The sequence below is a fragment of the Listeria farberi genome (genome assembly GCF_014229295.1).
GTDB classification, from domain to species: Bacteria; Bacillota; Bacilli; order Lactobacillales; family Listeriaceae; genus Listeria; species Listeria farberi.
Map to the genome: position 1 here is coordinate 758,730 of NZ_JAARZL010000001.1, position 16,181 is coordinate 774,910.

Annotated in this window: 19 protein-coding genes; 14 read left to right on the plus strand and 5 right to left on the minus strand. The window is 36.2% G+C overall.

Annotation, left to right across the window (positions count from 1 at the left end; all coding sequences use genetic code 11):
• Positions 1-74: 74 nt before the first annotated feature.
• From HCB38_RS03720 to htpX, 10 genes are all read left to right on the plus strand, one after another.
• Complete coding sequence (locus HCB38_RS03720) at positions 75-389, plus strand: lmo0954 family membrane protein (RefSeq protein WP_185318377.1); 315 nt, start codon at positions 75-77, stop codon at positions 387-389.
• Between the two features lie 15 nt (positions 390-404).
• Positions 405-1,244, plus strand: coding sequence for a PspA/IM30 family protein (locus HCB38_RS03725; RefSeq protein WP_185318378.1), 840 nt, complete (start codon positions 405-407; stop codon positions 1,242-1,244).
• Between the two features lie 178 nt (positions 1,245-1,422).
• Positions 1,423-2,556, plus strand: a complete 1,134-nt coding sequence (nagA, locus tag HCB38_RS03730) for an N-acetylglucosamine-6-phosphate deacetylase (RefSeq protein WP_185318379.1) — start codon at positions 1,423-1,425, stop codon at positions 2,554-2,556.
• A 15-nt stretch (positions 2,557-2,571) separates the two neighbouring features.
• Positions 2,572-3,276 carry a glucosamine-6-phosphate deaminase gene (gene nagB / locus HCB38_RS03735; protein WP_185318380.1) on the plus strand — a complete coding sequence of 235 codons (705 nt, stop codon included), beginning with the start codon at positions 2,572-2,574 and terminating at the stop codon, positions 3,274-3,276.
• A 15-nt stretch (positions 3,277-3,291) separates the two neighbouring features.
• Complete coding sequence (locus HCB38_RS03740) at positions 3,292-4,014, plus strand: GntR family transcriptional regulator (protein ID WP_185637591.1); 723 nt, start codon at positions 3,292-3,294, stop codon at positions 4,012-4,014.
• Positions 4,015-4,136: 122 nt separating this feature from the next.
• Positions 4,137-5,192, plus strand: a complete 1,056-nt coding sequence (locus HCB38_RS03745) for a glycosyltransferase family 4 protein (RefSeq protein ID WP_185318381.1) — start codon at positions 4,137-4,139, stop codon at positions 5,190-5,192.
• Between the two features lie 113 nt (positions 5,193-5,305).
• Entirely contained in the window at positions 5,306-6,214 is a 909-nt protein-coding gene (locus HCB38_RS03750) for a peptidase U32 family protein (protein ID WP_185637593.1), read from the plus strand.
• Between the two features lie 13 nt (positions 6,215-6,227).
• Positions 6,228-7,454 carry a peptidase U32 family protein gene (locus tag HCB38_RS03755; RefSeq protein WP_185637595.1) on the plus strand — a complete coding sequence of 409 codons (1,227 nt, stop codon included), beginning with the start codon at positions 6,228-6,230 and terminating at the stop codon, positions 7,452-7,454.
• An 82-nt stretch (positions 7,455-7,536) separates the two neighbouring features.
• On the plus strand, positions 7,537-8,094 hold the full coding sequence (locus HCB38_RS03760; RefSeq protein ID WP_011701773.1) for a LemA family protein: 558 nt from the start codon (positions 7,537-7,539) through the stop codon (positions 8,092-8,094).
• A 22-nt stretch (positions 8,095-8,116) separates the two neighbouring features.
• Entirely contained in the window at positions 8,117-9,031 is a 915-nt protein-coding gene (gene htpX, locus HCB38_RS03765) for a zinc metalloprotease HtpX (RefSeq protein WP_185318384.1), read from the plus strand.
• 39 nt (positions 9,032-9,070) lie between these two features.
• On the opposite strand, the gene yjbH is transcribed toward htpX, so the two are convergent.
• The 3 genes from yjbH to HCB38_RS03780 all read right to left on the minus strand — a co-directional run bounded on the left by yjbH (position 9,071) and on the right by HCB38_RS03780 (position 11,203).
• Positions 9,071-9,889 (minus strand): protease adaptor protein YjbH, encoded by an 819-nt coding sequence (yjbH, locus tag HCB38_RS03770; protein ID WP_185318385.1) that lies wholly within the window; start codon positions 9,887-9,889, stop codon positions 9,071-9,073.
• A gap of 245 nt (positions 9,890-10,134) precedes the next feature.
• Complete coding sequence (locus HCB38_RS03775; RefSeq protein ID WP_185318386.1) at positions 10,135-10,719, minus strand: CYTH domain-containing protein; 585 nt, start codon at positions 10,717-10,719, stop codon at positions 10,135-10,137.
• A 16-nt stretch (positions 10,720-10,735) separates the two neighbouring features.
• A complete protein-coding gene (locus HCB38_RS03780) occupies positions 10,736-11,203 on the minus strand; it encodes a tetratricopeptide repeat protein (RefSeq protein ID WP_185319003.1) in 468 nt (155 codons plus the stop codon).
• Between the two features lie 158 nt (positions 11,204-11,361).
• Between HCB38_RS03780 and yjbM the strand changes: the two genes are divergently transcribed.
• The 4 genes from yjbM (at position 11,362) to fabI (ending at position 14,627) form a co-directional block, all read left to right on the plus strand.
• On the plus strand, positions 11,362-12,030 hold the full coding sequence (yjbM, locus tag HCB38_RS03785; RefSeq protein ID WP_185322051.1) for a GTP diphosphokinase: 669 nt from the start codon (positions 11,362-11,364) through the stop codon (positions 12,028-12,030).
• Between the two features lie 27 nt (positions 12,031-12,057).
• Positions 12,058-12,852 carry an NAD kinase gene (locus tag HCB38_RS03790; protein WP_185318388.1) on the plus strand — a complete coding sequence of 265 codons (795 nt, stop codon included), beginning with the start codon at positions 12,058-12,060 and terminating at the stop codon, positions 12,850-12,852.
• A gap of 18 nt (positions 12,853-12,870) precedes the next feature.
• Complete coding sequence (locus HCB38_RS03795; RefSeq protein WP_185318389.1) at positions 12,871-13,761, plus strand: RluA family pseudouridine synthase; 891 nt, start codon at positions 12,871-12,873, stop codon at positions 13,759-13,761.
• 77 nt (positions 13,762-13,838) lie between these two features.
• The gene (gene fabI, locus HCB38_RS03800) at positions 13,839-14,627 is read left to right on the plus strand and encodes an enoyl-ACP reductase FabI (protein ID WP_185318390.1); all 789 of its coding nucleotides are present in this window, start codon (positions 13,839-13,841) and stop codon (positions 14,625-14,627) included.
• Between the two features lie 30 nt (positions 14,628-14,657).
• On the opposite strand, the gene dltD is transcribed toward fabI, so the two are convergent.
• Together dltD and dltC are read right to left on the minus strand one after the other, a co-directional pair.
• Entirely contained in the window at positions 14,658-15,932 is a 1,275-nt protein-coding gene (gene dltD / locus HCB38_RS03805; protein ID WP_185318391.1) for a D-alanyl-lipoteichoic acid biosynthesis protein DltD, read from the minus strand.
• Complete coding sequence (gene dltC, locus HCB38_RS03810; RefSeq protein ID WP_003761466.1) at positions 15,932-16,168, minus strand: D-alanine--poly(phosphoribitol) ligase subunit DltC; 237 nt, start codon at positions 16,166-16,168, stop codon at positions 15,932-15,934. Before dltC ends, dltD begins: the two co-directional genes overlap by 1 nt.
• Positions 16,169-16,181 lie beyond the last annotated feature (13 nt).

Sequence of the window (16,181 nt, forward strand, 5' to 3'; positions counted from 1 at the left end):
TACATAGCGTTATGATAGGTACAGTAATAAAAGAAAAATATTTTAGCTACACTTTTAAATAAGGAGGTAGACATATGAGAGCAATTTTGATTGGCGTATTAATAGTTTTACTCATAGCAATGATACTTATCGTTTTATGGCCAGCGATTATGGCGACTATTGGTGCAGTGCTCGGATTTTGGTCACTTAAGAAACTACTCGAAGCAAAGTCTGTAGGTGAAAAAATCGTTTATGGTGTATTAATTGGCGTTGGTGCCTTAATCATTCTAGCTAACTTAAAAGGAATACTGGTTGTTGCAATCATTGGAGCAATCATTTACTTCCTAACTAGAAATAAAAATAAACCTAGAAAAAATGATGATGTATTTGACTACCCATACAATAAATAATTGGAGGAGAAAAAAATGGCAAACCTTTTTGAAAAAATGAAACAATGGAATAAAGAAGTTAGTGAAAAAATCGAAAAACGTGAAGAAAAACGTCGCAATTCAGTAAGTTACTATATGGATAAAACAAAACAAGAAATGAAAGATGCAGAACGTATGGTAGAAAAACAACGTGAGCTAAAATCTCTTTTCTATAAAGAATATAAAGAAATGGAAGTTTATGTTGAAAAACGTCGTCGTCAAGCTGAAATTGCAAAAGAAGCTGGTGAAACTAAGTTAGCTGAGTTTGCATTAGAAGAAGTAGCTCAATATGAAGAACAATTAAAATCAACTAAATCTCATTATGATCAAGCTTCTGAACAACTTGAAAAATTAGAACTACGCATGCACGAAATGCGTTTAAAATGGAAAAATCTTAAAACACAACATTTAGCTGAAATGGCTGAAAAAAATGCTACAGAAACTTCGGAAAAAATGGACAAAGTTATCCATGATATGAGCTGGGGGAGTGTAAACGATTATCATGAAGCTCAAAAACAACGCGATTTAGCTGAAGAAGCTGAAAAGAAAGCGGATATGAGCAAAGAACTTTCCCAATCCTTCGATGATTTAATGGATGAACTAGAAAAGAAAACAAAGAAAAGCAAAGAGATTATTAAAGATAAAGCACAAAACTTTACAACAATGGTGGATGAAATTATTGAACGAGAAAAACAAAATTTCAAGAAACCAGAAAGAGCTTCCATTGAAGATCAGCTAAATGAATTGGAAAAAGAAGCTGCTAAAGAGGAACCAAAAGAAGAAAAAGAAGTGCTTATTCCAGAATTAGAGAAAAAAGAAGAAGACAAAGACAAATAAAACAAAAAACGCAGAATCTGTATTCTGCGTTTTTTTATGCACATAGCTTTTCTGTGAGCTATGTGTTTTTTTGGTTACTTTACATTTTTTCGGGTAAATAGGAAAAGATAAGTTGCATTTTAATGGATACATGCTATAATAATTGGTATAGACCGATTTAATGAGGAGGCAATACGTAATGGCTAATAAAGTAATTACTAACGCTACAATTTATACTGGTAAAGGTGTTCTAGAAAATGCTTTTGTACGATTTGATAAACAAATTTTAGAAGTTGGCTCCATGACTGATTTTCAAGCAGAAAAAGCAGAAGAAGTAATCGATGCAAAAGGACAAAAACTTGTTCCTGGTTTCATTGATGTTCATTCCCATGGTGGTTATAGTTTTGACGCAATGGATGCTGATCCAGAAGCGCTTAGAAAACAAGTGAACGGTATGCTAAACGAAGGTATCACTACTTATTTCCCAACAACGATGACGCAATCACATGAAAATATTGAAAAAGCTTTGAAAGTTATCCATGAAGTTGCTAAAACTGAACCTGTTATTGGCGGGATCCATTTGGAAGGTCCATTTGTATCTAAAGTTTTCAAAGGAGCGCAACCAGAAGAATACATTCAAGCACCTGATTTGGAGCTTTTCAAAAAGTGGTTTGATATTTCTGGTGGTTTAATTAAATTAGTAACATATGCACCAGAACACGATACTTCAGCTGATTTTGAAAATTTGTGTTTTGAACTAGGAGTTGTTCCAAGTATTGGTCACTCTAATGATGTACGCGAACACTTGAAAACAAGTAAAGCGACACATGCGACACATTTATATAATGCATGCCACCGTATGACGCACCGTGAGCCAGGCGTTCCAGGTCATGTTTTGTTAGAACGCGGAATTAATGCAGAACTTATCGTTGATGGTATTCACGTTCATCCTGATATGGTGAAATTAGCCTATCAAATGAAAGGACCAGAACATTTATGTATTATCACTGACTCCATGCGAGCAAAAGGGATGCCAGAAGGAAAATCAGAACTTGGCGGCCAAACTGTTATCGTGAAAGACAAACAAGCTCGTTTAGAAGACGGAACTTTAGCTGGAAGTGTACTTACTTATGACGACGGTTTCCGCAATATGATTAAATTTACTGGATGCTCGGTGGAAGAGGCAGTTCTTATGTCTTCTGGAAACCAAGCACGTGAATTTAATTTAACGCAAAAAGGTGGAATCGAAGCTGGTAAGGATGCTGATTTCAACTTACTAGATGAAGATTTACACATTACAGCAACCTATTCATTCGGAAAAAAACATTCTTGAGAGGAAGATAATAAAATGCAACTTATCACAACAGAAAATAAATTAGCAGGATCCAAAAAAGCATTAGAAATCATTGAAAAAGGCATCACATCAGGTGAAGTAAACACACTTGGTCTAGCGACAGGTAGTACACCAGAAACATTATATGCCGAGCTTGTAAAAAGCGACGTTGACACAAAAAATGTAACAACAACTAACCTAGATGAATATGTAGGCCTTGCAGCAGAGGACCCAAACAGTTATCATTACTATATGAACGAATTGTTATTCTCTAAAAAAGCATTTAAAGAAAGTTTCTTACCAAACGGAGAAGCGACGGATGCAGAAGCAGAATGCGCACGTTATGAAGAAATTTTGTCTGAGCACCCAATTGATATTCAAGTGCTTGGAATTGGAACAAATGGCCACATTGGTTTTAACGAACCAGGAACTTCTTTTGATTCGTTAACACACAAAGTCGTTTTAACAGATTCTACTCGTGAAGCAAACAAACGCTTTTTCGAAAGAGAAGAAGATGTTCCAACTCATGCTTATTCTATGGGAATTAAATCAATCATGAATGCAAAGAAAATTATCCTACTTGCTTTTGGTGAAAACAAAGCACAAGCAATCAAAGAAACTATTAAAGGACCTGTAGATGTGAATTGTCCTGCTTCTGTACTTCAAAATCATCCAGACGTTACTGTGATTCTTGACAACGAGGCGGCGTCACTTCTATAAGAAGAGGGCGGGAAAATGATCGATAAACAATCAGGAATACCGATTTACATTCAGATTCAAAGTGAAATTAAAAAGAAAATGGAAGATGGCGTCTGGAAAGTAGGGACATCCATTCCAGCCGAGCGTCAACTTGCGGAAATGTTTCATGTTAGCCGAATGACTGTAAGACAAGCCATTCAAGGGCTAGTGGATGATAATATTTTGCAACGACGTGTTGGCGCAGGAACTTTTATTGCGGAAAAGAAATTAACGGAACGGCTTGAAGCGGTTACGAGTTTTACGAATTTGATGTTACAAGAGGGAAAAGTTCCTTCTACGCGAATCGTATCGTATGGCATCCGTCCGGCAAGTACGCAAGAACAAGAGGCACTGCAACTGCCTGAAAACAGCAATGTAATGAAGATTGAGCGGATTCGTTACGGTGACCGCGTACCAATTCTTTATGAAGTTGCCGCTATTCCAGAAAAAATTGCTTCACTGCTTACAAAGGAAGACATTATGGATTCCCTTTATAAAGCCATTGAATTAAAACTTGGTCAACCAATTGGAGAAGCAGAACAAATCATGGAAGCTTCTTTAATATCAGAAAAAATTGCGCCATATCTAGATGTGAAACTCGGCTCACCGGTTATGAAACTTCGACAGATTACAACGTTAGAAGACGGTCGACCATTTGAATTTACGCGTTCCCAGTATGTAGGTAGTAGATTTCAATTTGTAGCTAGGATTAAACAATAAAATAAAAAGCTTGAGGCGGAGTAGGTGCGCTTTAAGCTTTTTTTGCGTAATGATTTTCGTTGTCTTTTTGCAAATAAAAAAGTATAATGAGATGAGTAAAAAATTTGCGGGGAGGACTAACCATGAGCTGGATGATAATTTTTATATGTTTTGGTGCGTCCGTGTTACTTACACCGCTAATTCGAAAGATAGCACTGTATTTTGATATTACTGATAAACCCGATCAGCGACGCATTAATGTGAAGCCAATTCCTAGTTTGGGTGGCTTAGCGATTTTTATGAGTTTTGCCATTGGTTTATTTTTACTTCCAATTGAAAATGAATTCTTATGGCCTTTATTGATTGCAGCACTTGTAATGGTTATAACTGGCCTGTTAGATGATATTATGGAATTTAAGGCAAGATATAAATTAATTGGCCAAATTGTCGCTGCTTTTATTATTGTATTCTGGGGCGATATTAGTATTGATTTTATAAATCTACCCTTTGGTGGAGAAATTCATTTTGGCATTTTAAGTATTCCACTCACGATTATATGGATTGTAGCAATTACGAATGCAATCAATCTAATTGATGGCCTTGACGGATTGGCTGCTGGTGTTTCCACTATTGCTTTACTGACAATTTTAGGAATGGCGTTTATTATGGGAGATGCACTTGTTATTATGATTGCTAGCGTTTTAATTGCTGGAACTCTTGGATTCTTACCATATAATTTCAATCCTGCTAAAATATTTATGGGAGATACAGGAGCGCTTTTCTTAGGTTTCATTATTGCGGTACTTTCTATCATGGGCTTTAAAAACGTCACTTTTATTTCTTTAATTGTACCGATTTTGATTTTAGGAGTACCAATTTCTGATACGGTTTTTGCTATTGTGCGCCGTATGGTTACAAAACAACCTATTGCTATGGCAGATAAATCTCACTTACATCATTGTTTACTCCGATTAGGTTTTACACATCGGCAAACAGTCATATTAATTTACGCGATTGCAGCACTATTTTCCTTATTTGCTTTCATTTTTACTATGTCAACGCTATGGGGCTCGATGATATTAATTGGTGTACTTTTAATTTTAATTGAGGTGCTTATCGAAACACTTGGTTTAGTAGGAAGCACTTATCGACCATTATTAAATTTATTTAAGATTACAAAAGAAGACAAAATAGATTAGAGATTAGCTGCATAGGCTAGTCTCTTTTTTTATGTCAAAATTCTTATTGAGTAACAAGTCTTCTTGTGATACATTTATCAAGTAACGTTTTTAGTAGAAAAGAGGAGAAAAACATGGAAATCATAGCGACAGCAGATTCAATTAGGCAAGCTGAACAATTGCTTCGCGCGGGGGTAGACAGATTATATATAGGTAACAGCCAATTTGGTTTAAGATTACCTCATTCCTTTTCTGTCGAAGAATTACGTGAAATAGTTCATTTAGCACATCAAGAAAAGAAAAAAGTAACCGTAGCTGTAAATTCGTTGATGCACAACGAACATATGGAAGAGCTACCAGCATTTTTAGAACAGCTTTCTGAAATGAAAGTAGATGCAATTGCATGTGGTGATCCTGGTGCGATTATGCTCCTAAGTGAAATGGCTCGACCGATACCTTTCATTTATGATGCCCAAACATTTGTTACTAGCGCAGAACAAATTTCATTTTGGGAAAAACAAGGAGCAGTTGGAGCAGTACTTGCCAGAGAATTAACAGAAGGTGAGATAAAAGCCATTGCTAAAAGTCTCCCAATTCCAGTAGAAGTTCTGGTTTACGGACCAACATGCATCCACCAATCCAAACGTAAACTTGTAACGAATTATGAGCGTATTGTCGAAATGGAAGATGATACCTCGAAAGAACGTGGCCTTTATTTACGTGAACCTAATGATGAAACAAGTCAATTACCAATTTATGAGGATGATTCCGGAACACATATTTTTGCTTCTGAAGATGTTTCACTTGTCCCTTATTTAGCAGACTTATATGAAGCTGGGTTAAAAACTTGGAAACTAGATGGAGTTCTTGCAGAATCGGATAATTTTGTTCAAATCGCATCGCTATTAGTTGAAGCGAAAGAGGCTGTAATTCAAGGTCAATTTGTTGCGGAGTATTTTGTGAATAAATTAACGGAATTGCAGCCTAAAACTAGAAAACTAGATGCTGGATTCTATTTGAAAAATCCGGATGATGTAAAGTAGGGGGAATAGCATAATGACTAAAGTATTAAAAAAACCAGAAGTGCTAGCTCCGGCTGGTAACTTAGAAAAATTAAAAATTGCGATTTGTTACGGTGCGGACGCTGTATATATTGGTGGCCAAGCTTTTGGACTTAGGTCACGTGCAGGTAATTTTAGTTTTGAAGAAATGAAAGAAGGCATCGCTTTTGCCCATGAACGAAATGCAAAAGTGTATGTTGCGGCAAATATGGTTGCACATGCTGGTGATACTGAAGGTGCGGGTGAATTTTTCCGTACACTTCGCGATATCGGCATCGATGCAGTTATTGTTTCGGACCCAGCGCTAATTAGTATTTGTTTTCAAGATGCACCGGGTCTACCAGTTCATTTATCCACACAAGCTTCGGCAACAAACTATAAAACACTAGAATTTTGGAAAAAACAAGGACTAGAGCGTGTTGTACTTGCACGAGAAGTTAGCATGCAAGAAATTCAAGAAATTGGTGAAAAAACGGATGTCGAAATGGAAGCATTTATTCATGGCGCAATGTGTATTTCTTATTCCGGGCGTTGTACCTTATCGAATCATATGGCGAACCGTGATGCGAACCGCGGAGGATGTGCCCAAAGTTGTCGCTGGAAATATGATTTATTCGAAATTGATAATGGTGTTTCGAAAAACTTAGTGGATACAGATGAAGAGCCTTTTTCAATGAGTGCTGTAGATCTATCTATGATTAAATATATTCCAGATATGGTTAATGCTGGGGTAGATAGTTTGAAAATCGAAGGCAGAATGAAATCAATTCATTATGTTTCTACCGTAGCAAGTGTTTATCGTCGTGCGGTAGACGCATATTGCGCGAACCCAGAGAATTACGTATTTGATCCTGCATGGGAAGAAGAATTATGGAAAGTTGCTCAGCGCGAATTATCTACAGGTTTTTTCTATAAAGAACCAACGGAGGACGAGCAATTATTTGGAAAAACTCGGAAAATTCCTCAATATGCCTTTGCCGCTCAAGTGCTTGAATATGATGAAGAAACGAAAATGGCTACATTGCAACAACGAAATAATTTTGGCGTTGGTGAAGAAATTGAATTTTATGGACCGGGAGATACTGGTTTTAAACAGGTTGTAAAAGCACTCTGGAATGAAAATGGAGAGGAAATTGACCGTGCTCCTAATGCGATGATGACGATAAAAATGGTAGTAGATAAGCCTGTGAAGCCGTTTTATTTTATGCGGAAGAAAAAATAGAATCTCATTCTGTAGGAGGATTGTCATGTACTCCCTAAGTAAGGTATAATAGATTTACTACATGAGAAGGAGGAGATTAATTATGATAGGATGGATTATTGCTATCGCTGTTGTGGTTATTTTAGTATTAATTTATTTTGGACTATACAACAGCCTTGTAAAATACCGTAACCGTGTTGATGAAACTTGGGCACAAATTGACGTACAACTAAAACGTAGATTTGACTTGATTCCTAACTTAGTTGAAACAGTTAAAGGGTACGCAAAACATGAAAATGAAACACTAACACAAGTAATTGAAGCTCGTAACAAAATGATGGAAGTTCCTGCTGACAATCGTCAAGGTCAAATTGAAGCAGATAATATGTTAAGTGGGGCATTAAAATCGATTTTTGCTTTAGGAGAAGCTTATCCAGATTTAAAAGCAAATACTTCTTTCATCGAATTACAACATGAATTAACTACTACGGAGAATAAAGTAGCTTATTCACGTCAGTTGTATAACACAACGGTAATGACTTACAACACCAAAGTGCAATCAGTACCAACAAATATTGTAGCTAAACTGCATAACTTTACTGAACGTGAAATGCTCTCTATTCCAGAAGTAGAACGTGTTGCACCAAAAGTAGAGTTTTAAGCCATGAAGGAGAGCGGAAATCATGCTATTTGAACAAATTGCAGCAAATAAACGAAAAACGGTTTTTATCGTGATTGGCTTTTTTATTTTCGTTCTAATGGTTGGCGCTGCTATAGGTATAATTGTTTGGAATAATTATCTGAATGGACTTATATTAGCAGCAGTGATTGGTGCATTTTATATTTTGATAATGGTTATGAGTAGTTCTTCTGTTGTAATGGCGATGAATCATGCGAAAAGAGTCACATCAAAAGAACAAGCACCAGTTTTATGGGATACAGTAGAAAGTATGGCGATGGTCGCTAATATTCCGATGCCAAAAGTATATATTATCGATGATTTAAGTATGAATGCTTTTGCGACAGGTATTACTCCCGAAAAAGGAGCAGTCGCTGTCACTAAAGGATTACTAGATAATTTAGAACGTTATGAATTAGAAGGCGTTATTGCGCATGAAGTTTCTCATATAAGAAACTATGATATCCGTTTGTCAACAATTTCTATTGCGTTAGTAGCTGTCATTGCTATTCTTAGCGATTTAGCTATGCGAATGATTTTCTGGGGAAGCTTAACTGGTGGGAGAAATAGCCGAAAAAATGATAATAATAATGGGGGCGGGGCACAGGTAATTATCTATGTTGTAGCACTTATTTTTGTTATTTTAGCTCCGATTATTGCTACAGCGATTCAGTTCGCTTTATCTAGAAACAGGGAGTACTTGGCTGATGCTAGTGCAGTTGAATTAACGCGGAACCCAGATGGTCTTATCCAAGCGTTACAAAAAATTAGCGGTGATTCGAAAAAAATGGAAGAAGTTAGCGCTTCTAGTGAGTCTATTTACTTTTCGTCACCATTGAAGTCTAAAAAAGATAAACCAGGTATTTTTGATTCTCACCCGCCGATTAGTTCGCGAATTGAGCGGTTGGAAAATATGTAATAAAGAAGTAGCAGCCTCAGTTAGGCTGCTACTTTTTTATTACATATTATCAATATATTTCCAGTGGGCCTTACCATCTGGTGTATCAATTAATTCCACTTTTTGTTGCAAGCGCCATTTTTTCATTTGGCGTTCGATTTGTTGTTCAGAAACACCATAAAAGGCAGCCATCGAAGCAGAAGAAGTAACCTTTACCTTAGCTAAGTATTCTTCCATTTGCGGGCGTTCTTCTGGTTTCGGGAAATCATTTAAAAGCTCGGATAAAACATGTACATAAACCTCATAACGATGAAGCCCACTTAGTTTTAATCCAGCGTCTTCAATATTTTTATTGAAAAATACGACTGTTGGATTTTCACGTATCTCCATTTCTTGGGCTACTTTTTGGTCACCAATATAGGCGCGCTTAGCAGCAGTAGATGCTAAATCTTTTTTGAACTCAGTAAGATCTAGACCGGTAGAAATAGCAATATCATAGAGTACTTCTTCACTAGCGATATCTTTATTTTCAAGGAAGTACGCTTCTTGAATCTTACGTAAGAATGTAATACCTTGCTTTTTACCTTGGAGTTCAGCGGCTTTGACTGCAAGACAAGAAATATAGGAAAGATGCGCCCCTATTTGTTGTTCTTTTAAGCTCAGGTTACTATTTCCAACACGCTTTTGTTTGCATACAAATGTCTGCAAATTATTATGCAGAACATAGCGCAATTTAAAATAGTTCCCGTACTCCATTTGTAATCGGAGCATGTTTGCTTCTATATTCCAACAGTCATCACAAGCTGGATCAAAAAATAGATAAATTTCGATAGGCTTGGAATTGGCTACTGACTGATAATATAAATTTTGGTTAATCATTTGTTATCACCTGATTTTCAAATTCTAAATACCTTCAAATAGATATTCATTTTAATGTACCAGTGTGAAAAGAAATAATTCACTGCTAAGTAAAAGCTGATACAAAATTTGGTTTTGTAACTTACATATCTATTTTATCAGCGTAATGTAAATTTAACAAATAATTGTCATTGGCTTAATATATTTATTCGTTATTTTTTAAGAACTTGTGTCTTTTCACTATAAAAAAGTATGTTTTTCACTAGTTAGTCATTATTTTTATAAATATGATTATAAAAACGAGCTACTTTATTTTCTGCTGGATGATTCGTTATTTGATATTCTCTAAGTAGTTTATCAAAAATTTCTTTCCCTTTATCGTAATCAGAAACCTCATATTCTAAATCAAAATCTGAAATAGAACCATAGAAGTTTTTATCGAATACGAGTAGTCCTTTTTTATAATCTTTTTCGGCTCGAATTGTTTTGAGGGAGCCAAAGACTTGTAAATCTTCATGATTAATACCTATTTCTTTTAGTGTATCGCGAACTGGACCAACAGGGATATTCGCTCCGCTAGTAATGGCTGTTGCTTGGTCTGCTGCTAAGATTTGCGTTGTCTCCATTAAACCGCGCGATTCAGGAGTTTTTAGCGTTAATTGGTACTGTGTTTCTAACTTACGAATCCGAAGCGCAGAGTTACGTTCTTTTAAGCCGAAATCTGCCGTATCTAAATAAAAATTAGTTTGTTCAAAAAAATCATCTTCTTTCATTCGAAAATCTTCTATAAGTCTATCATATTCCTCTTTTGTCAAAAGATTGCGGAATTCTATTTCTAGTTCTTTTACCATCGAAATTCATCTCCTCTTAATGAAATAATGCATCTAAATCTTGTGCATAAAATTGAATCGCTTTTTTGTAACTTAAAATATCTTGGTCATTAGTTGTATTTGTTAGTAACAGAAGTGCTTCTTGTAAGGCTTCTTTTTCTTGACCTTGATTATACTTAGCCATGATGAAAAAAGTACGTAGGGCATTATTTTCTGGAAACTCCTCTATCGCTTTTTGGAAAAGAAGGATGGCTTTTTCGGGAGAACCTGTTATGCGGTAGGTGCTTCCAAGACCAATATAAGCGTCTTTTTTATCAGCATCAGAGAGACCAAGCCTCAGCGCTTTCTCATAAAAAGGGATAGCGGCCTCTTCTTTGCCGAGCGCATCGTGTGCCCATGCTGCAAAATAATTTAGTTCCGCATTTTCTGGGGCGTTTTTTAATTCTATGAGGGCTTTTGAGCAAGCAGTTTCGTAATCACCGTTTTGAAGTAAAGTAAGAATCATTTCCATCATCCTTTTCATTGTATCGTTAGCGCTTCAGTTTTATTTTAACATGTGATTGAAAAAAAGGTTACTTTTAGCAAGGTGGATTAATCACTTTTGTGTTAAAATATAACTGATGTTGCATAAATTTAATCATGAATATACTTGAGGTGAGCGATTTGAATCATTGGGAAGACTTTTTAGCGCCTTATAAACAGGCAGTAGAAGAACTTAAAATTAAACTTAAAGGAATGCGTTCACAATTTGAGCTTGAAAATAATCATTCGCCAATTGAATTCGTTACAGGACGAGTGAAGCCGGTTGCGAGCATATTAGACAAAGCTAATCAAAAACATATTGCGTTAGACCATTTAGTAGAAGAAATGCAAGATATTGCGGGACTGCGAATGATGTGTCAATTTGTAGATGACATTGAGGTTGTTGTTCGTCTTTTAAGGCAACGAAATGATTTTCGGATTGTGGAAGAGCGCGATTATATTACAAATAAAAAACCCAGTGGATACCGTTCATATCATGTCGTTATTGAATATCCAGTAGAAACAATCCAAGGTGAAAAGAAGATTTTAGCTGAAATCCAAATTAGGACACTAGCAATGAATTTTTGGGCAACTATTGAGCATTCAGTAAACTATAAATATCAAGGCGAATTTCCAGAAGCAATTAACAAACGATTAAAACGTGCTGCCGAGGCGGCTTTTCAATTAGATGAGGAAATGTCGCAAATTCGTGAAGAAATACAAGAAGCGCAAGTCTATTTTTCACAAAACAAAGATGTAGCAAAGGATAAAAAAGCGGTACATCAAGTAATGCCAAAGAAAAATAAGTAAGCGTAGGAATAGGGGCGAATAGAAATAATGAAATATGTGATTACTTCAAAAGGGGACGAGAAGTCAGATTTACTGCGATTAAATATGATTGCTGGTTTTGGGGAATATGACATGGAATATGATGAGATAGAACCTGAAATCGTTATTTCTATTGGCGGAGATGGAACTTTTTTGTCTGCGTTTCATCAATATGAAGAACGCTTAGATGAGATTGCTTTTATAGGAATTCATACTGGTCATCTTGGCTTTTATGCTGATTGGCGCCCAGCAGAGGCAGGTAAATTAGTTAAGCTATTAGCAAAAGGAGAATATCAAAAAGTTTCTTATCCGTTGCTTAAAACTACCGTAAAATACGGCATTGGCAAAAAAGAAGCTGAGTATTTAGCGCTAAATGAGTCAACCGTAAAAAGTTCAGGTGGACCTTTTGTTGTGGATGTAGTTATTAATGACCTCCATTTTGAACGATTCCGTGGAGATGGTTTATGTATGTCAACGCCAAGTGGAACGACAGCATATAATAAATCGCTGGGAGGGGCGCTAATGCATCCGTCCATTGAAGCAATGCAATTAACCGAGATGGCATCGATTAATAATCGAGTTTACCGGACAATCGGTAGTCCACTCGTTTTTCCGAAGCATCATGTAGTTAGTTTGCAACCAGTAAATGACAAGGATTTTCAGATTTCTGTGGATCATTTAAGTATTTTGCATCGAGATGTCCAGGAAATTCGTTATGAAGTATCAGCAAAAAAAGTTCATTTTGCGAGATTCAGATCATTTCCGTTTTGGCGTAGAGTACATGATTCATTTATTGAAGATTAAGTTAGCAGGAGGAAGCATGTGTTTTTAGAATGGCAAGTAAAAAATGAAGAAGATGGGCTGTTGCTTAGAACTTTTCTGAAAAGCAAGCACATATCTAAACAATTATTAACCGCAGTAAAATTTGGTGCGGATGGTAAAATTGAAGTTAATAACCAAGAACAAAACGTTTTACACCATGTGAAAACTGGTGATAAAGTTAAACTTACATTCCCGACCGAACAACAAAATGAACGTTTGTTAGCTGAATATACAGATTTAGAAGTGGTTTTTGAAGATGAATTTTTATTGATTATTAATAAACCAGCCGGGATGGCTTCGATTCCGTCTCAATACCATCCTACTGGTTCTGTAGCCAATTTTGTAAAAGGACATTACGAAAATCAAGGGCTTACAAGTGCTATCCACATCGTAACTAGACTAGACCGAGAAACATCAGGATTAATGCTGATCGCCAAAAATAGATACGCACATGCTAGACTCAGTAGCTTTTTACAACAGGGATTACTCAAAAGACGATACCAAGCTTTTACATCAGGTAGCCTTGAAGAACAAGCGGGATCTATTGAAGCGCCAATAGGACGTAAAGATGTAAGTATAATGGAACGTTTTGTTACTCCAGAGGGAAAATATGCAAAAACTAATTACGAGGTTCTCATGCGTTATAAAACATTTGATCATTTAGCAATCCAGCTTGAGACAGGACGAACACATCAAATTCGGGTGCACTTTTCTTACATTGGTCATCCACTTATCGGTGATGATATGTACGGTGGCGATACAACATTACTCAAAAGGCAAGCACTTCATTCTTGCCATCTTCATTTACTCCACCCGGTCACAGAAGAATATATGGCATTTGATTTGTCTTTACCAGACGATATGAAGGAGATAATTCAAAAAACGAAGTAATAAGAGTTTGAAAAAGTTATTTGGTCATGTAAAATGGAAGAAGCGAACAAATCGCATCAATTTTAGGAGGAAAGAACATGAACTTATCATTAGAGGGAAAAACATATGTTGTAATGGGAGTAGCTAACAAACGCAGTATTGCTTGGGCAATTGCACGTTCATTAAATGAAGCAGGAGCAAAACTAGTATTTACATATGCAGACGATCGTGCAAAAAAAAGTATTACTGAACTAGTACCTTCATTAAATGAAATAAACCAAAATCCGCTTATTTTAGCGTGTGATGTAACAAGTGAAGATGCTATTACAGCAACGTTTGAAACAATTAAAGATAAAGTAGGTAAACTTAGTGGTTTAGCACATTGTATTGCATTTGCTAATAAAGATTACTTAACTGGTGACTATTTAGAAGTAGATCGTAAAAGTTTCTTACAAGCGCACGAAATTAGTGCTTATTCGTTTACAGCGGTGGCACGCGCGTTAAAACACTTAAATATGTTAACAGAAGATGCAAGCTTACTTACTTTAACTTATCTCGGTGGAGAGCGTGTTGTAGAAAACTATAATATTATGGGTGTTGCTAAAGCTTCTCTTGATGCGAGCGTAAGATACCTTGCAATGGACTTAGGAGCTATTGGTGTTCGAGTAAATGCTATTTCTGCTGGGCCAATTAGAACAGTCTCTGCACGTGGAGTCAGCGGCTTCTCTGACTCAATTTCACTTGTAGAAGAACGAGCGCCACTAAAACGTGCAACGCAAGCAGAAGAAGTAGGAGATACAGCTTATTATTTATTTAGTAATTTATCTCGCGGTGTAACAGGTGAAGTAATTCATGTGGATAGCGGTTATCATATTATTGGATTCTAACAATGAAAAAATCCAGAAGTAGTTTAAATACTACTTCTGGATTTTTTTTGGTCCATTATCTAGGTGATTTTTAATGTAATAATCATCTGGCGTTATTTTATAGTTTGTTTCTACAGGCGAGTTTACAAAATCAGCAAGAACTTGGTCAATTTTTACCCAACCGCGCCAGCTTAAATGAATTGGATCTTCTAAAAAGAATGAATCATTTTGATATTCTTCGAGAGAGTAATACCGGAAGCCTTGACTCTCAATTTGTTGTTTGGTTTTAGCGTAGTAATCATCTAATCCTTGTTTGTTCATACCAATGTAGTCAATCCATTTGCCATTAATAGGTGGATTGATGAAAATAACATCAGCACCAGCTTTTTTGAAAGCGTCCATTAGAAGTTGCAAATCACCAAACTCTGGAGACTCATCATAACGCAAATCTTTTCGGCTGTCTTTTAACTTATCTTCAATTGGTTTGATTTTTTTCTGATAGTATTTTTCTTTCACTTGGAAAGGATTGTTACCAATACTTTTCTCGCCAGTTTCCTTTGCTAGATCATCTAGTTGTTTATAATCTAATTTTTCAGGAAGAGATTTTAGGCCTTTTTCAACACGTTCTTGTTTAGAACCAGAAATGGTTTTCGATTCTAAATCATCTTTGCGCTCTAAAATTTTCAGTTTGGCCTTACCGATAATGTTTACAATTTTTTGATCATGAGGCTTTTTAGGTCCTTTTGCGACGATGTTTTCAAGTAAATTCTTCAAAGTAGAGTCGCTTTGAACTACTTGAAACGATAATAATCTTTTAGCTGCATATCTGCGTTCAGGTGTATTTTTCGTTTCTTCTAATGCGAATTTATATGCATGAAGAGGAGAGAAGTTAGCACCAAACGATGGATCAGAAACTCCTTTAGGTTGGAACCATTGGGGAGACAAAACTACTGCTACTTTTTTGCCTCTTAAGTCATCACCCAGCGCGTTTACATCCAGAAAATGACTTAATGATTGAGTACCCGGCCGCCCTAATAGGAATGGGGTATAACCTTGATCATACTTTTTTGAGACTACACTAGGATGAAATGGGTCGACACGAGAAAGCTCCGAAGAACCATAAATTGGTAAATAATTACCTTCTTTTAAAGCTTCTTTTTGAATGTCTAAGCCTTGGATGACGTATTCGTTCATAGACGTAGCGCTTTTTTTTACAGTCTCCGAAGAAACATGAGAGAATAAGCTGCTAGGTCCAAATAGAACGAAAAGGAAAACCGCGAATGCGACCAGTAAAGGCCCAAATGTCATCCACAGCTTTTTTTTCATTATTTTAGCGCCTCAAGTTGTGTAATAATCATTTCCGGAGTAGCCCATTCGTCGCGGTCAAATTCTGAAACGGGTACAGTAATATCTAGTCTTGATTCAATTTCAATTAATAGTTGAACAGTTGCCATTGAATCTAGTAAACCTTCATCAAATAATTTGATATTTGTATTTTGGACAACTTCATCCGTTTCTGTAATTTCTTCTAAGATTTCTAATACATTTTCACGAAAAGCCATTTAAATTACCACC

Bases quoted from the DNA above. Each gene is read 5' to 3' on its own strand.
- HCB38_RS03720 (WP_185318377.1), top strand. From the start codon at position 75: ATGAGAGCAATTTTGATTGGCGTATTAATAGTTTTACTCATAGCAATG.
- HCB38_RS03725 (WP_185318378.1), top strand. From the start codon at position 405: ATGGCAAACCTTTTTGAAAAAATGAAACAATGGAATAAAGAAGTTAGT.
- nagA (WP_185318379.1), top strand. From the start codon at position 1,423: ATGGCTAATAAAGTAATTACTAACGCTACAATTTATACTGGTAAAGGT.
- nagB (WP_185318380.1), top strand. From the start codon at position 2,572: ATGCAACTTATCACAACAGAAAATAAATTAGCAGGATCCAAAAAAGCA.
- HCB38_RS03740 (WP_185637591.1), top strand. From the start codon at position 3,292: ATGATCGATAAACAATCAGGAATACCGATTTACATTCAGATTCAAAGT.
- HCB38_RS03745 (WP_185318381.1), top strand. From the start codon at position 4,137: ATGAGCTGGATGATAATTTTTATATGTTTTGGTGCGTCCGTGTTACTT.
- HCB38_RS03750 (WP_185637593.1), top strand. From the start codon at position 5,306: ATGGAAATCATAGCGACAGCAGATTCAATTAGGCAAGCTGAACAATTG.
- HCB38_RS03755 (WP_185637595.1), top strand. From the start codon at position 6,228: ATGACTAAAGTATTAAAAAAACCAGAAGTGCTAGCTCCGGCTGGTAAC.
- HCB38_RS03760 (WP_011701773.1), top strand. From the start codon at position 7,537: ATGATAGGATGGATTATTGCTATCGCTGTTGTGGTTATTTTAGTATTA.
- htpX (WP_185318384.1), top strand. From the start codon at position 8,117: ATGCTATTTGAACAAATTGCAGCAAATAAACGAAAAACGGTTTTTATC.
- yjbH (WP_185318385.1), bottom strand. From the start codon at position 9,889: ATGATTAACCAAAATTTATATTATCAGTCAGTAGCCAATTCCAAGCCT.
- HCB38_RS03775 (WP_185318386.1), bottom strand. From the start codon at position 10,719: ATGGTAAAAGAACTAGAAATAGAATTCCGCAATCTTTTGACAAAAGAG.
- HCB38_RS03780 (WP_185319003.1), bottom strand. From the start codon at position 11,203: ATGATTCTTACTTTACTTCAAAACGGTGATTACGAAACTGCTTGCTCA.
- HCB38_RS03790 (WP_185318388.1), top strand. From the start codon at position 12,058: ATGAAATATGTGATTACTTCAAAAGGGGACGAGAAGTCAGATTTACTG.
- fabI (WP_185318390.1), top strand. From the start codon at position 13,839: ATGAACTTATCATTAGAGGGAAAAACATATGTTGTAATGGGAGTAGCT.
- dltD (WP_185318391.1), bottom strand. From the start codon at position 15,932: ATGAAAAAAAAGCTGTGGATGACATTTGGGCCTTTACTGGTCGCATTC.
- dltC (WP_003761466.1), bottom strand. From the start codon at position 16,168: ATGGCTTTTCGTGAAAATGTATTAGAAATCTTAGAAGAAATTACAGAA.